This is a genomic window from Microbacterium sp. bgisy207, assembly GCF_057706855.1.
Map to the genome: position 1 here is coordinate 13,119 of NZ_JBYIPB010000015.1, position 15,566 is coordinate 28,684.

General features: G+C 68.0%; 13 protein-coding genes. 10 read left to right on the plus strand and 3 right to left on the minus strand.

Annotated features, from left to right (window positions below):
• The first annotated feature begins 104 nt into the window (after positions 1 to 104).
• From AC3ENO_RS13115 to coaE, 3 genes are read left to right on the plus strand one after another with little or no spacing between them, the layout of a single operon-like run.
• The gene (locus tag AC3ENO_RS13115; RefSeq protein WP_434971045.1) at positions 105 to 1,751 is read left to right on the plus strand and encodes a sensor histidine kinase; all 1,647 of its coding nucleotides are present in this window, start codon (positions 105 to 107) and stop codon (positions 1,749 to 1,751) included.
• Positions 1,748 to 2,968, plus strand: coding sequence for a hypothetical protein (locus tag AC3ENO_RS13120; protein ID WP_434971046.1), 1,221 nt, complete (start codon positions 1,748 to 1,750; stop codon positions 2,966 to 2,968). Before AC3ENO_RS13115 ends, AC3ENO_RS13120 begins: the two co-directional genes overlap by 4 nt.
• A 2-nt stretch (positions 2,969 to 2,970) precedes the next feature.
• The gene (gene coaE / locus AC3ENO_RS13125) at positions 2,971 to 3,591 is read left to right on the plus strand and encodes a dephospho-CoA kinase (RefSeq protein ID WP_434971047.1); all 621 of its coding nucleotides are present in this window, start codon (positions 2,971 to 2,973) and stop codon (positions 3,589 to 3,591) included.
• Here coaE and AC3ENO_RS13130 read toward each other — a convergent pair.
• On the minus strand, positions 3,531 to 4,160 hold the full coding sequence (locus tag AC3ENO_RS13130) for a DUF4126 domain-containing protein (protein WP_434971048.1): 630 nt from the start codon (positions 4,158 to 4,160) through the stop codon (positions 3,531 to 3,533). The genes coaE and AC3ENO_RS13130 overlap by 61 nt on opposite strands.
• A gap of 151 nt (positions 4,161 to 4,311) precedes the next feature.
• Between AC3ENO_RS13130 and uvrB the strand changes: the two genes are divergently transcribed.
• Together uvrB and AC3ENO_RS13140 are read left to right on the plus strand one after the other, a co-directional pair.
• On the plus strand, positions 4,312 to 6,393 hold the full coding sequence (gene uvrB, locus AC3ENO_RS13135; protein ID WP_434971049.1) for an excinuclease ABC subunit UvrB: 2,082 nt from the start codon (positions 4,312 to 4,314) through the stop codon (positions 6,391 to 6,393).
• A gap of 116 nt (positions 6,394 to 6,509) precedes the next feature.
• Positions 6,510 to 6,932, plus strand: a complete 423-nt coding sequence (locus AC3ENO_RS13140) for a VOC family protein (RefSeq protein ID WP_434971050.1) — start codon at positions 6,510 to 6,512, stop codon at positions 6,930 to 6,932.
• 177 nt (positions 6,933 to 7,109) lie between these two features.
• On the opposite strand, the gene AC3ENO_RS13145 is transcribed toward AC3ENO_RS13140, so the two are convergent.
• Positions 7,110 to 7,553 (minus strand): MarR family winged helix-turn-helix transcriptional regulator, encoded by a 444-nt coding sequence (locus AC3ENO_RS13145; protein WP_434971051.1) that lies wholly within the window; start codon positions 7,551 to 7,553, stop codon positions 7,110 to 7,112.
• 34 nt (positions 7,554 to 7,587) lie between these two features.
• Here AC3ENO_RS13145 and AC3ENO_RS13150 point away from each other — a divergent pair, with 34 nt between their 5' ends.
• Positions 7,588 to 7,833: a hypothetical protein gene (locus tag AC3ENO_RS13150; protein ID WP_434971102.1), complete on the plus strand. Its 246-nt coding sequence runs from the start codon at positions 7,588 to 7,590 to the stop codon at positions 7,831 to 7,833.
• A gap of 99 nt (positions 7,834 to 7,932) precedes the next feature.
• On the opposite strand, the gene AC3ENO_RS13155 is transcribed toward AC3ENO_RS13150, so the two are convergent.
• Entirely contained in the window at positions 7,933 to 8,226 is a 294-nt protein-coding gene (locus tag AC3ENO_RS13155; RefSeq protein WP_434971052.1) for a GIY-YIG nuclease family protein, read from the minus strand.
• 267 nt (positions 8,227 to 8,493) lie between these two features.
• On the opposite strand from AC3ENO_RS13155, the gene uvrA reads away from it, so the two are divergent.
• From uvrA to whiA, 4 genes are all read left to right on the plus strand, one after another.
• A complete protein-coding gene (uvrA, locus tag AC3ENO_RS13160; protein ID WP_434971053.1) occupies positions 8,494 to 11,400 on the plus strand; it encodes an excinuclease ABC subunit UvrA in 2,907 nt (968 codons plus the stop codon).
• Between the two features lie 2 nt (positions 11,401 to 11,402).
• Positions 11,403 to 13,406, plus strand: a complete 2,004-nt coding sequence (uvrC, locus tag AC3ENO_RS13165) for an excinuclease ABC subunit UvrC (RefSeq protein WP_434971054.1) — start codon at positions 11,403 to 11,405, stop codon at positions 13,404 to 13,406.
• Between the two features lie 89 nt (positions 13,407 to 13,495).
• Positions 13,496 to 14,374 (plus strand): RNase adapter RapZ, encoded by an 879-nt coding sequence (rapZ, locus tag AC3ENO_RS13170; RefSeq protein WP_434971055.1) that lies wholly within the window; start codon positions 13,496 to 13,498, stop codon positions 14,372 to 14,374.
• A 97-nt stretch (positions 14,375 to 14,471) separates the two neighbouring features.
• On the plus strand, positions 14,472 to 15,449 hold the full coding sequence (gene whiA / locus AC3ENO_RS13175) for a DNA-binding protein WhiA (protein WP_434971056.1): 978 nt from the start codon (positions 14,472 to 14,474) through the stop codon (positions 15,447 to 15,449).
• Positions 15,450 to 15,566: the final 117 nt, after the last annotated feature.

Here is a 15,566-nt window from a genome sequence, read left to right on the forward strand (position 1 = left end):
CGTCACGCGGAGGTGACCGACGTTTCACAGGGCGCAATCACCTGTGGCGCTCTTTCGTCTCAGAACTCGCTCCCTACCGCGACCAGCTTCAGACGCGAGTCGCGATGCTCCAGCAGCTCATGCTGGCAGTTGTCGTCCTGGCGGTGACCGCGTTTGCGATCATCGCCGCCGTGCCCGGGGACTACACGATCTTCTTCGTCGGCGTGGGGATGATCTTCGTCCTCACCGTTGCGACGGTCCTCATTCCCTGGAACAGCCTGCCCGCGTGGGCGATCGGGGTCATCCCGGCGCTCGATATCGTCGCGATCCTGTTCATTCGTATCGCGTTCCCGCAGTCGGGGTTGGCGCTGCTCTGGCTGTTCCCCGTGATGTGGCTGTCGGCTTCGCTGGGGCTGCTCGGCTACATCGCGTCGAACCTGTTCATCTGGGTCGCGTACTGGTGGGTCATCGCCGCGGGTCAGGAGTCGGTGTTCACGTTCGCGCTGCTGCTCCTGCCGGTCGTGGTCCTCGCCGTCTCGACCGGGGCGTTCGTGAGCGTTCGGCGATTCGCCGCGCAGCGCAAGCTCCTCGACAAGCAGGCGCTCGTGCTCGGACAGAGTCTGGAGCGCACGCAGCACCAGGAGCAGCTGGTCACGCAGGTTCTCGACTCCGTCGATTTCGGTGTCATCCGCATCTCTGCCGACGGCAGCGTCACGATCACGAACGAAGCCCACGCGCGGATGCAGCACGCTCTCGTCGGCCCGGACGGACATCACCAGCTGCCCGCCTACGACACCGACGGCAAGACACCGCTCGACCCGGAACGGATGCCGCTTGCCCGCGCGCGCCGGGGGGAAGTGTTCGACAACCAGATCGTGTGGTTCGGGGCGCCGGACACGACCCGTCGCGCGCTGAGCGTCACAGCGCGTCGCCTCCGCGATGCGCAAGGCGCAGACGCCGGCGTCGTCGTCATCTCGAGGGACGTGACGGCGGAGCGGACGGCGCTGTTGGCGCGGGACAACGTCGTGGCATCCGTCTCGCACGAGCTCCGCGCGCCGCTCACCGCGATCGTCGGTTACCTCGATCTGGCGCTCGAGACCGACGGCATCCCCCCGAAGGTCCGCGGTGACCTCGAGGTCGCGACGCAGAACGCGGAACGGATGATCCAGATCATCTCCGACATCCTTTCGGCGACGTCATCGTCCAAGTCCACCGTGGACGTCACGATCTCGCCGGAGAACGTCGACCTTCAGCGACTGGTGCTCGAGTCGGCCGCCGCGTGGGAGCCGACCGCGCACGAACGGCGGATCACGATCTTCACCGACGACGTCCGACCCACTCACGCGTACGTCGACCCGGCACGGATGAGGCAGGTCGCCGACAACCTGATCAGCAACGCCATCAAGTACGGTCGCGAAGGAGGTTCGGTCCAGTTGGCGGTGTACGGCGACGAGACCGCCTCCTACCTCTTGGTCCGCGACGACGGGATCGGCCTGTCGGCAGAAGACCAGAACCGACTGTTCCGGCGGTTCTTCCGGGCGCACACGGACGTCGGTGGCACCGGCCTCGGCCTCACGATCTGCCGCGACATCGTGCGCGCGCACGGGGGCGAGATCATCGTGGGGAGCGAACAGGGTGTCGGTTCGGCGTTCCTCGTACGCGTCCCCGCCCAGGTTGACGTGACACTGCCGCCGATCGACCCGGAACACGCCCTCAACATGTCGGGGGCGATCACGACGGCGGGACGCTCGGACATGGAGGCGACGGCGTGACCCTCGACCTCTTCTCGGTCAGCGTGATGACCGCCGCGGTCGTCGTGATCGTCGGCGTGATCTACATCTCCGAAACGCTCATCCGCCGCGACGAGGTCTCGGGGCGCCACTGGTCGATCGCGTTCCTCGCCGGCATCCTCACCACGATCGCCTACGCGATGTGGGCGGCGGGCGCGGGATGGGTCGCGATCGCCGCGGGAAACGCGGCGTTCGTCGCGGCGACCGGCTTCATCTGGATCGGATGCCGAAGCTACAACGGCAACCGCACCCTCTGGGCCTACCTCACGGTCGGCGCCGGCATGGCGATCGCCTTCGTCGCGGTGGCCGCCGCCGGTCCCGATGGCGGCGATTGGGCAGGTGTCGTGTGGATGTACGCGGTGCTGACCGTGCTCGCCTCGCTGGGCGTGTGGGAGACCGCGCGTGGACGTTTGGCGCGGACCCGCACGACGATCGCCCTGGCCGTCGTGCTCGCCGTCGAGGCCGTCTACACGGCCGCGCGCGCGATCGTGTTCCTCATCCTCGGCCCCGACGATCCCGTGTTCCAGACGTGGTTCGCGACGATCCCCGCGAGCTTCGTCACGATCGCGCTCGTGATCACGGCGGCGATCGTCACCTCCATCCTGCGGGCCGGTCGGGCCGGGATGCGGGGCTACACCAATCTCGTCGCCGCTGACGGCACCGATCGCATCCTCACGGAGCCGCAGTTTCGTGCCACGGTGACGGACGTGCTCGAACGCGCGGCCGAGAAGGGCATCGGCATCGGCCTGGTCGCGATGCGCATCGACGATCTCCCGTTCATCGCCAAAGCGTTCGGGAACGAGGTGGGGCGACAGGTCGCCGTCGCCGCGCGCGACGCCGTGCGACGCACGGTGGAACCCCTCGCGGTCATCGGAGACGACGGGGCCACGCTGTTGTGGGTGTGCGATACGACCTGGGATGCGGCGGAGGCCCGTCGCCAGGCGTCCCGACTCGCCACTGCCGTCTTCGAGGCGCTCCGGAACGTTCCGGATGCCGTCGTGCCGGTGGTCGGGATCGGTGTCGCCGTGACGGACGACTTCGGATACCAGACCAGTGAGCTCATCGACGCGGCCGAGGCGGCATCCGCTCGCTCTGCGAAGACCGGCGACATCTCGGTGCTGATGGCAGAGCCGTCGCGTTCCCGCCCCCCGGCCGCGGCCGCCTCCGACCCGACGGCCTCGACTCGATCGGAGAACTGACCGTGCCCCTCATCGCGTTGACCGGCGGCATCGCCGCGGGAAAGTCCACGGTGGCGGAGCGTCTGGCCGAGCTGGGCGCGGTGATCGTCGACGCCGACCAGGTGGTGCGGGACGTCCAGGGCCCCGGGTCGCCGGTGCTGCAGAGAATCGTCGCGGAGTTCGGCGACGGCATCCTGTCGGCCGATGGCTCACTGAACCGTGCCGCGCTCGGCTCGCTCGTGTTCGGTCACCCCAACCGGCTCGCCGCGCTCAACGCGATCGTGCACCCGGCAGTGCGCGAGGAGTCCGCTCGCCGCTTCGGACAGGCTTTCTCGGCCGATGCGGACGCGGTCGTCGTCTACGACGTGCCGTTGCTGGTGGAGGCACGCGTCGACGACCCGTGGGAGCTGATCGTCGTCGCCCACGCGCCCGCCGAGGTGCGCGAGCGACGCCTTCGGGAGTTGCGGGGGATGAGCGCCCAGGAGGCGGCATCCCGCATCGCGTCGCAGGTCCCCGACGAGGCGCGCCTGGGGATCGCCGACGTCGTGATCGACACCGCGGGGACCCTCGCGCAGACCCGCGATCAGGTCGACGTGCTCTGGGAGGCGTTGCCGTTGCGGATCGCCGCCCGCACGTCGCGCTGACGCTTCCACCGCGGGATCATCACGGCAGCCGCGACGATCCCGCCGACCAGCAGCACGAATCCGACGATCGGGATCACGATCGCGAACACCGACAGCGCGAGGCTCGTGACATCCTCGACGGTGCTGACGATCGGGGCGGCGACGCCGGCCGTCGAGGCGTTCGCCAGCGGGCGGAATGAGGCCTTCACGACGTGGATGACCAGCGCGATCGCGACGCCGATGCCGATCGCCACCCAGTTCTGGTCCGCGAAGAACGCGCCCGGGTCATCCACACGCAGGGTCTCGGCGCTCGCTCCCGCGCCGAATGCGATTCCCCCGGACGCGGGACGGATGACCGTCTGTACGGCATCGTTGACGGAGTCGAGCACCGGCACCTTGTCGGCGATGATCTCGAGCACGAGCAGAGCGCCGATGATCCACAGGGCGATGTCGCTGGACAGCCATGCCCACCCGGCCGGGAGCTCGATCGCGTCGAAGAAGCGATTGGCAAGCCCGAGCACCAGCAGCGGCATCCATGCGTTCAGCCCCGCCGCTGCGGCGAGGCCGGATCCCACGAAGAACTCGAGCACCCCTCCAGGGTAGGCATCATCTGCGCCCACCGAAACGCCCGAAGCGGTCCCGCTCGTTGAGCGAGCGAAGCGGTCCGGCTCGTTGAGCGAGCGAAGCGAGACGAAACGCCACGCCAGCCCCGATGTCGGAGGGGCCGCCTACCCTGGAAAGGTGCAGACCACGCGATCCGTCCGACCGTTCGAAGTCGTCAGCGAGTACGCGCCGTCCGGTGACCAGCCGCAGGCGATCGCCGAGCTCGCGGCGCGCATCAACGCCGGCGAGACGGATGTCGTGCTGCTCGGCGCGACCGGCACCGGCAAGTCGGCGACCACCGCGTGGCTCATCGAACAGGTGCAGCGCCCGACGCTCGTGATGGCGCACAACAAGACGCTCGCCGCGCAGCTCGCCAACGAATTCCGCGAGCTCATGCCCCACAACGCCGTCGAGTATTTCGTGTCCTACTACGACTACTACCAACCCGAGGCGTACGTCCCGCAGACCGACACCTTCATCGAGAAGGACTCGTCGATCAACGCCGAGGTCGAACGGCTGCGGCACTCCACGACCAACTCGTTGCTGTCGCGTCGCGACGTCGTCGTGGTCTCGACGGTTTCGTGCATCTACGGCCTCGGCGCGCCGGAAGAGTACCTGCGGGCGATGGTCGCGCTGCAGGTGGGGGAGCGGTACGACCGCGACGCCCTCATCCGCAAGTTCATCGCGATGCAGTACAACCGCAACGATGTCGACTTCTCGCGCGGCAACTTCCGTGTGCGCGGCGACACGATCGAGATCATCCCGGTGTACGAGGAGTACGCCATCCGTATCGAGCTGTTCGGGGACGAGATCGAGGCGCTGTATCTGCTGCATCCGTTGACAGGCGATGTGATCCAGAAGATGGATTCCGTGCCGATCTTCCCGGCATCCCACTACGTCGCCGGAACGGAGACCGTGCAGCGCGCGATCGGCACGATCGAGGACGAGCTCGCGCTGCGGCTGAAGGAACTCGAATCCCAGCAGAAGCTCCTCGAGGCTCAGCGGCTGCGGATGCGGACGACGTTCGACCTCGAGATGCTGCAGCAGCTGGGCTTCTGCTCGGGAATCGAGAACTATTCGCGGCACCTCGACGGCCGTGAGCCGGGGGAACCGCCGCACACGCTGCTGGACTTCTTCCCCGATGACTTCCTGCTCGTGATCGACGAGTCGCACGTGACGGTGCCGCAGATCGGTGCCATGTACGAGGGGGACGCCTCGCGCAAGCGCACCCTCGTCGATCACGGCTTCCGACTGCCGTCGGCCCTCGACAACCGTCCGCTTCGGTTCGACGAGTTCAAGAATCGGGTCGGTCAGACGGTGTACCTGTCCGCCACACCGGGCCGGTACGAGATGGGTATCGCCGACGGGGTCGTGGAGCAGATCATCCGCCCGACCGGTCTGGTCGACCCGCAGATCATCGTCAAGCCGTCGAAGGGGCAGATCGACGATCTGCTCGAGGAGATCCGCATCCGTGTGGAACGTGACGAGCGGGTGCTCGTCACGACGCTCACCAAGAAGATGGCGGAGGAGCTGACCGACTTCCTCGGCGAGCACGGCGTGCGGGTGCGGTATCTGCACTCGGATGTCGACACCCTGCGTCGTGTGGAGCTGCTCAGCGAACTGCGCTCGGGCGTGTACGACGTCCTGGTCGGTATCAACCTGCTGCGGGAGGGTCTTGACCTGCCCGAAGTCTCGCTTGTCTCGATCCTGGATGCCGACAAGGAGGGCTTCCTGCGCTCGGGGACGTCGCTGATTCAGACGATCGGGCGCGCCGCGCGAAACGTGTCGGGCGAGGTGCACATGTACGCCGACACCATTACTGACTCCATGCGTGCGGCGATCGACGAGACCGACCGGCGCCGCGAGAAGCAGATCGCGTACAACCTCGAGCACGGCATCGATCCGCAGCCGCTGCGTAAGAAGATCGCCGACATCACGGATGCCCTGATCCGCGAGGGCGCCGACACGAAGGCGATGCTCAGCCGTCGGGATGGCGCGGCTGCAAAGAGCGGCAAGGGCAAGAGCCCGACGCCGAACCTGCGGCGAGAGGGCATCGCTGCCGAGGGGGCGAACCAGCTCGAGGCGACGATCGCCGATCTCTCGGACCAGATGCTCGCCGCGGCATCCGAGTTGAAGTTCGAGCTCGCCGCGCGGCTTCGTGACGAGGTGCAAGACCTCAAGAAGGAGCTTCGCGCGATGGAGCGCGCCGGCCACGCCTGACCGATCATGAGCGGACGCATCCGTCCGTTCGTTGAGCGAGCGAAGCGAGTCGAGACGCATCCGTCCGTTCGTTGAGCGAGCGAAGCGAGTCGAGACGACATGAGAGAGTGCTGCACATGCAGCAGAGACTCAGTCTGATCACGCTCGGGGTGTCGGACCTCGAGCGTGCGATCGCCTTCTATCGCGCGATGGGCTGGACGTCGCATCCGGCATCCGTACCCGGGGTCGTCGCGTTCTTCCAGCTGGACGGTCTCGCCTTCGCGCTGTGGAGCCGCGCTGAGTTGGCCGCGGACTCCGCTGTCGATGACCCCGGCGGATGGGGCGGTGTCACGCTCGCCTACAACGTGCGGTCGGCCGATGATGTCGCCCCGGTGCTCGCCGCAGCCGAGGCGGCCGGCGGGCGCATCGGCCGCCCGGCGGCGCCGACCCCCTGGGGTGGTTTCTCGGGCGTGTTCATCGATCCCGACGGCCACCCGTGGGAGGTAGCCCACAATCCGAGCTGGCCGCTCGATGACGCAGGCCGCGTCACGATCGGCTGACGTCGCGCCGCCGAGGATGGGAACCCGTCGGGTCCGCTGCTCGTGCGCTGGGCGCAACGGCGCAGGAAGTCGCCGACCCGCGGCAGCCCTGGAGGCTTTTGCGGAGTGCCGCAGCATCCGTGCGCCGTTGTGTCCACACGCGGGCACGGATCACGGGGGAGTATGCGGGGGTTCGACTCAGGCGAGGCGCGCGGCGCGGCCCGTGAAGGGCTGCAGACCGTCGCGGAGTTCGGCCAGCTGTTCCGCTCCGAGACCGGTGACGGCCATGATCTGGCGCGGGACATCGAGCGCCTGTTCCCGCAGCGCGCGCCCGGTCGGAGTCAGGCTGATGTCGAGCACGCGCTCGTCATCCGTCCGCCGCGCACGCGTGACGCGTCCCTGCGCCTCCAGGCGCTTGACGAGCGGGGAGAGGGTGGCGGGCTCCATCGCGAGTTCATCCGCGAGCTCCCCGAGCGAGCGCGGGGACTGCTCCCACAGTGCGAGCATCACCAGGTACTGCGGATGCGTCAGGCCGAGCGGCTCGAGAATCGGCCGGTAGATCGACACGACGTTGCGCGCGGCGGTCACGAGCGCGAAGCACACCTGGTTCTCGAGCTTCAGCAGATCCTCGTCATCCGTCATGGAGACATCCTATCGATTGGTTAGTACACTAATTATCGTGACGCGAAAGAATGGCGAAGAGAAGCGGCCGCTGCGTGAGCGGGTACGCGAAGCCGGTGGGTGGTACACGTGGTTCAACACCAACCTCATCCGCGTCGCCGGCCCGCCCGCCGTCAGCCCCCTCGAGCCCGGTCCCACCGCCGAGGAGCGCGCGGAGCGGGCCTGTCCGCTGTGCCGCCAGCCCATGAACCGCCACGAGTTCGACCGTTCGGGCGACAAACCCCTGATGCACTGCCCCTGAGCTCGGAACCGCGTCCCGCTTTCGTTCGTTGAGCGGGCGCAGCGAGTCGAAACGCATCCGTTCATTCGGTCGTTGAGCGAGCGCAGCGAGTCGAAGCGCTCACCCTGAGCGCTGTGAACGGTGCCGTCGGCTCCATCCACGTACTGCCTCGAGTCCTCCCGAGATCAGTGCCCCTCGCTTGTCATGTGACCATCCCCGGATGCGCTTCTCCCAGGCGAATGCTTCCTCGACCCGCTCGAACTCCTCCGACCAGACGAGGCGGACAGGCAGGCGACGCTTCGTGTACTCCGCGCCATGCCCCGACGCGTGCTGCGCGAACCGCACGGTGATGTCGCGGGTACTTCCGACGTACAAGGTGTGGTCGGCGCACTCCAGGATGTAGACGTATGGCATGTCGGCACACTAGGCGTGCGCGGTTCGCTTCCTCGGCGCGGGGCGGTCGTTTCGACTCGCTTCGCTCGCTCAACGACCGGGGGAGGAGCGGTGTGCTCGGCGCGGGGGCGGTCGTTTCGACTCGCTTCGCTCGCTCAACGACCGGGGGAGGAGCTCTACGACCGGGGGAGGAGCTCAATGACCGGGGGAGGAGCGCCGCGGATGCACCGACGGATGCTCAGAGCGAAGCCCGGATCCGATGTCGGAGGGCGCACCTACACTTGTCGGGTGCCCATCGTCCCTGTGTCTACGCCTGCCCATAGCAGCGGAACTCTGAGTGTCCGCGGCGCCCGCGTCCACAACCTCAAGGATGTCGATCTCGACATCCCGCGCGACTCGCTCGTGGTCTTCACCGGCCTGTCGGGGTCGGGCAAGTCGAGCCTCGCGTTCGACACCATCTTCGCCGAAGGCCAGCGCCGCTACATCGAGTCGCTGAGCTCGTATGCGCGCCAGTTCCTGGGGCAGGTCGACCGGCCGGATGTCGATTTCATCGAGGGGCTGAGCCCTGCCGTCTCGATCGACCAGAAGTCGACGAACCGCAATCCGCGATCGACGGTGGGGACGATCACCGAGATCCACGACTACATGCGTCTGCTGTGGGCGCGCATCGGCGTTCCCCATTGTCCCGAGTGCGGCGCGCAGATCCAGCGTCAGACGGTGCAGCAGATCGCCGACCAGCTCATGGAGCTGCCCGAGCGCACCCGGTACCAGATCGTCGCCCCGGTCGTCACCCAGAAGAAGGGCGAGTTCGTCGACCTCTTCAAGGAGCTGTCGGCCAAGGGGTACGCCCGCGCCGTCGTCGACGGCGAGCTCATCCAGCTCGCCGAACCCCCGACGCTGAAGAAAAGCTACAAGCACGACATCGCGGTCGTCGTCGACCGCCTCGTCGCAAGCCCCGACATCCTCGGCCGCATCACCGACTCCGTCGAGACCGCACTCGGGCTTGCCGGTGGCATCATGCAGGTCAACTTCGTCGACGAAGAGGGCGAGGATGCCTGGCAATCGTTCAGCGAGAAGCTCTCGTGCCCCAACGGGCATCCGCTGCAGCTGACCGAGATCGAGCCGCGCACGTTCTCGTTCAACGCGCCCTTCGGCGCCTGTCCCACCTGTTCGGGCCTGGGCACCCGGATGTCGGTGGATGTCGAGCTCATGCTCGGCGACCCCGACCTGTCGATCCGCGAGGGCGTGCTGATCCCGTGGACCACGCAGGGCAAGGGCCTGTTCCAGTACTTCGAGCGGCTGCTCGAGGGCCTGGCGGATGACCTCGGCTTCTCGCTGGACACCCCCTGGCGCGAACTGCCGGCCGAAGTGCAGAACGCCGTCCTGCACGGCGAGAACTTCAAGGTCAACGTCAAGTGGAAGAACCGGTACGGGCGCGAGATGCGCTACACGTCCGGTTTCGAGGGTGTCGTGCCCTACATCGAGCGCCAGTACGTACAGGCCGAGTCCGACACGCAGCGTCAGCGCTGGGCCGAGTACCTGCGCGAGGTTCCGTGTCCCGCGTGCAACGGCGACCGCCTCAAGCCCGAGGTGCTCGCGGTGCTCGTCCACGGGCGGTCGATCGCGGACGCCTCGCGCCTGAGCCTCGCCGAAGCCCAGGAGTACTTCGCGAAGCTCGAGCTGACCGATCGCGAGGCGATGATCGCGGCTGCCGTGCTGCGCGAGATCCGCGCGCGCCTCGAGTTCCTCATCCAGGTCGGCCTGAACTACCTCAACCTGAGTCGGTCGGCGGGTTCGCTCTCCGGCGGCGAGGCCCAGCGCATCCGTCTGGCGACCCAGATCGGCTCGGGGCTCACGGGCGTGCTCTACGTGCTCGACGAGCCCTCGATTGGGCTGCACCAGCGCGACAACCGTCGCCTCATCGAGACGCTCCTCAAGCTCAAGGGCCTCGGCAACACCCTGATCGTCGTCGAGCATGACGAAGAGACGATCCACGCCGCCGACTGGATCGTCGACATCGGCCCGCGCGCCGGCGTCGACGGTGGACACGTCGTGCACTCGGGGCCGCTCGCCGACCTCCTCGCCGACCCGGCATCCATCACGGGGGACTACCTGGCCGGGCGCCGCAGTATCCCGATCCCCGCCGCCCGTCGCGCCATCGACAAGAAACGGATGCTGGAGGTCGTCGGCGCGCGCGAGAACAACCTCAAGCAGGTCTCGGCACAGTTCCCCCTCGGGGTGCTGACCGCTGTCACGGGCGTGAGCGGCTCGGGCAAGTCCTCACTGGTCAACGACATCCTCTACCAGGTGCTTGCGGCCCGCCTCAACGGGGCGCGCACCGTTCCCGGCAAGCACACGCGGGTCACGGGCCTCGACAACCTCGACAAGGTCGTGCACGTCGACCAGGCGCCGATCGGCCGCACGCCCCGCTCGAACCCCGCGACCTACACGGGCGTGTTCGACCGCATCCGTACCCTCTTCAGTGAGACACCCGAGGCCAAAGCCCGTGGCTACCAACCCGGGCGGTTCAGTTTCAACGTCAAGGGCGGGCGCTGCGAGGCATGCTCGGGCGACGGCACGATCAAGATCGAGATGAACTTCCTGCCCGACGTGTACGTCGACTGCGAGGTGTGCCATGGCAAGCGGTATAACCGTGACACCTTGAGCGTGCACTACAAGGGCAAGAACATCGCCGAGGTGCTCGAGATGCCGATCGCTGAGGCGGCGGTGTTCTTCGAGCCGATCCAGGCGATCCACCGCTATCTGCAGACCCTCGTGGACGTCGGACTCGGCTACGTACGGCTCGGGCAGTCCGCGACGACCCTCTCGGGCGGCGAGGCGCAGCGCGTCAAGCTCGCGACCGAGCTGCAGCGGCGCAGCAACGGGCGCAGCATCTACGTGCTCGACGAGCCGACGACGGGCCTGCACTTCGAGGACGTCCGACGGCTGCTGGAGGTGTTGAACGGCCTCGTCGACAAGGGCAACACCGTGATCGTCATCGAGCACAACCTCGACGTCATCAAGTCCGCCGACTGGATCATCGACCTCGGGCCGGAGGGGGGCTCCGGAGGTGGCGAGATCGTCGCCACCGGCACGCCCGAGCAGGTGGCGCAGGTGCGGGAGAGCTACACCGGACACTTCCTGGCCGAACTCTTCGACGCCCACGACGCGCCGGCGGCCCGCAAGGCGGGCTGAGCGTGGCTCGCGCCACCCACCCCCAGCTCGCGTACCGGCCCCAGCCGGGGGAGATCCCGACCAACCCGGGCGTCTACCGGTTCCGCGACGACGCCGGTCGCATCCTGTACGTCGGCAAGGCGAAGAACCTGCGGGCCCGCCTGTCGAACTACTTCGCGCCGTTGCACACCCTGCACGAGCGCACCAGACGGATGGTGACCACCGCCACCGGGGTCGAGTGGACGGTCGTCGGCAGCGACGTCGAGGCCCTGCAGCTCGAGTACATGTGGATCCAGGAGTACTCGCCGCCGTTCAACGTGCGCTACAAGGACGACAAGTCCTATCCGTACATGGCGATCACGCTCGCCGACGAGGCTCCTCGGGTCATGGTGACCCGCAACCACCGAATCCGCGGCGCCAAGTACTTCGGGCCCTACCCCAAGGTCTGGGCGGTGCACGAGGTCATCGACCTCATGATCAAGGTCTTCCCGATTCGCACGTGCAGCGACTCGTCGTACAAGCGGGCGATGGCCACCGGCAGGCCCTGCTTCCCCGGTCAGATCGGCCGATGCGGCGGACCGTGTTCGATGAAGGTCACGATCGACGAGCACCGAGCGATCGTGGAGGACTTCGTCGCCTTTATGTCCGGCGGCGACCAGCGCTTCACGAAGCAGTTGACGGCCCGGATGCGCGAGGCATCCGCGGCGATGGACTACGAATCCGCCGCGGTGTACCGCGACCGGCTGCAGGCGATCGAGGCGGTGCTCAACAAGAGCGCGCTCGTGCTTCCCGCCGATACGGATGCCGACCTGTTCGGCATCGCGGAAGACGAACTGGCCGCCGCGGTGCAGCATTTCGTCATCCGCGGCGGACGTGTGCGAGGCGTGCGGGCCACCACGATCGAGAAGGAACTCGACATCACCGGGGGAGACCTCGTCGACCAGATCCTGCAGCGCACGTACGGGGATGCCGCCGCGACCGAGATTCCCAAGCAGGTCCTCGTGCCGGCGATGCCCGAAGACGCCGCCGAGTTGGAAGCGTGGCTACGGGACAAGCGCGGCACCAACGTGACGATCCAGGTCGCACAGCGCGGGGCGAAGGCCGATCTCATGAAGAACGCGGCCCTCAACGCGCAGCAGGCGCTGCTGCTGCACAAGACGCGGCGCACGAGCGACTACGTCGCGCGCACACAGGCCCTGACCGATCTGCAGGAAGCGCTTGGCCTCGACGAGGCACCCCTGCGGATCGAGTGCTACGACGTGTCACACCTCAGCGGAACGAACGTGGTTGCCTCGATGGTGGTGTTCGAAGACGGACTGCCGCGCAAAGACCAGTACCGCACGTTCGGCATCCCGGAGACGACCGACGACACCGACTCGCTCTACCAGGTGCTCACCCGCCGGCTCGCGTACATCGACGATGACCGGAATGCCGCGGAGACGGATGCCGTCGCCGACGCCCCACGCACCGCGGAAGCCGCAGACGCCCAAGCCACAACCACCGCGCACGTACCGGAGGGGGCACTCGACCCGGTCAGCACCGACCCGACCGCCGACGGCACCGTCGTGACGGCGCGCTCCCGGCCGCGCTTCGCGTATCGCCCTCAGCTGCTCGTGGTCGATGGCGGCAAGCCGCAGGTGGCCGCCGCGGCGCGCGCTCTGGCCGATGCGGGGCATCCGCAGATCGCGCTGTGCGGCATCGCGAAACGCCTCGAGGAGGTGTGGCTGCCCGGCGAGGACTACCCCGTGATCTTGCCGCGCACGAGCGAAGCGCTGTATCTGCTGCAGCGGCTTCGTGACGAAGCGCACCGCTTCGCGATCACCAAGCAGCGGGGAAAGCGCAAGCGCGACATCCAGACCGTTCTCGCGGAGATCCCGGGGCTGGGAGAGGCCCGCATCCGTGCACTCCTGCGCCACTTCGGTTCTGTCACCGCCCTCAAGAACGCGACAGCCGAGCAGATCCAGGAGTTGCCCGGCATCGGTCCCAAGCTCGCCGCGACGATCCACGCGCGCCTGGCGAGTCGATAGGCTGTCAGTGCGCGCGGGCGGCCCCGTGCCCGACGAGCACAGCGCCCGACGTGCCCGCAGACCGCGCCACCCGAGGACGAGGGGTCCCGATGGACGAGACGACAGCCGCGACCAGCGACGTGCTCATCCTCACGGGGATGTCCGGCGCCGGGCGCTCGACAGCGGCGAACGCCCTCGAGGACCTCGGCTGGTACGTCGTCGACAACCTGCCCCCGCAGATGCTCAAGCCCCTCCTGGAGCTCTCGGAGATCGCGGCGTCCGCTCTGCCGAAGGTCGCCGCGGTGGTCGATGTGCGTGGCCGGGACCTGTTCGCAGCGCTTCCCGCCGAGGTGGGGGAGCTGCGCTCCCGGAGGCATGTGCGCATCGTGTTCCTCGATGCGTCGGACGACGTCCTCGTGCGGCGCTTCGAAGCCGTTCGCCGGCCGCATCCGCTGCAGGGCGAGGGCACGATCATCGACGGCATCCGCATCGAACGCGAGCGTCTGTCCGAGATCCGTGAGCGCGCGGACATCGTCGTGGATACGACCTCCCTGAACGTTCATCAGCTCGCGACGCGCATCTTCGAGCTGTTCTCCGACGAAGGCGCCGCCCGCCACATGCTCACGATCATGAGCTTCGGCTTCAAGTACGGTCTGCCGACGGATGCCGACATGGTCGCCGACATGCGTTTTCTGCCCAACCCCTACTGGGATCCCGCGCTGCGGGCCTTCACCGGTCAGGATCCGCAGGTGCGCCAGTACGTGCTCGCGCAGCCCGGAGCCGGGGAGTTCGTGGAAGCGTACGCCACGGCGCTGCGCCCGGTGCTGCAGGGCTACCAGCGCGAGAACAAGCGCCACTCGGTCGTCGCGGTCGGCTGCACGGGCGGCAAACACCGATCCGTCGTCGTCGCCCAGGAACTCGCTCGGCGGCTCGAGGGTGAGACGGGCGTCGCCGTGCGCGTCAAGCACCGCGACCTCGGCCGCGAATAGCGCCCGGGATCGGTCCGCGCGGGAGAATTCCCGCGATGCGCCCGAGTAGGCTAGATCGTCATCCGCCGGCCCTGCCGGCACCCCTGAAAGGAGCCCCGTGTCGCTGACGGCCGATGTCAAAGCAGAGCTCATCGCGGTTCGGGATCCGCTTCCCAGCGCCCGGGTCGCCGAGTTGACATCACTGCTCCGGTTCGCGGGCGGACTGCACTCCATCGCGAACCGTGTCGCCGTCGAGGCGGAGGTGGACTCCGAAGCCCTCGCGCGTCGGGTGGGGCGCGAGCTCGTGGAGATCTACGGGGTGCGTCCCGAGATCGTCCAGACACAGGGCTCCGGCTCCCGCGCCGGCGCTCTGTTCGCGGTGCGCGTCATCGACGGAGGCGAGACGCTGGCTCGTCAGACCGGTCTGCTCGACCAGCGGCGCCGGCCCGTGCGCGGACTGCCCAACAAGCTCACGACCGGCTCCCGCGGTGATCTGGCGGCGGTGTGGCGCGGCGCGTTCCTCGGTGCCGGAGCTCTCAGCGACCCCGGCAGATCGGCCTCTCTTGACGTCCTGTGCCCGTCTTCCGAAGCAGCGATGGCTCTCGTGGGTGCTGCCCACCGCCTCGGCGTCGGGGCGAAAGCCCGAGAAGTGCGCGGAGCGCCCCGCGTGGTCGTCCGCGAGGGGGACGCGATCCGAGCAGCGCTCTCGGTGATGGGTGCGCGGCAGGTCGCCGCGCACTGGGATGAGATGCGTCAACGTCGTGAAGTACGCGCGGGGGTCAATCGCCTCGTGAACTTCGACGACGCCAACCTGCGTCGCTCAGCGCAGGCCGCCGTCGCGGCGTGCGCACGCGTCGAACGGGCCCTCGAGATCCTCGGCGATGACATCCCCGACCACCTCCGCGAGGCCGGCGACCTGCGCCTTGCCCACCGGGACGCGAGCCTGGACGAACTCGGGCATCACGCCGACCCGCCCCTCACGAAGGATGCCGTTGCGGGCCGCATCCGTCGTCTGCTCGCGATGGCCGACAAGAAAGCCGCTGCGGAAGGAATTCCCGGCACCGAATCCGCGGTGCCCGCGAGTGCGCTGGACTGACGCGCCGCCTCCCGGCTGCCATCGCGCCGACCGTTAACCGGTAGTTCGCTCTCGCGCAAGACCCGCCGGAGACAGCCCCAGGCTCACTAGGATGACAAGCAGTCACCCCCAGCGACG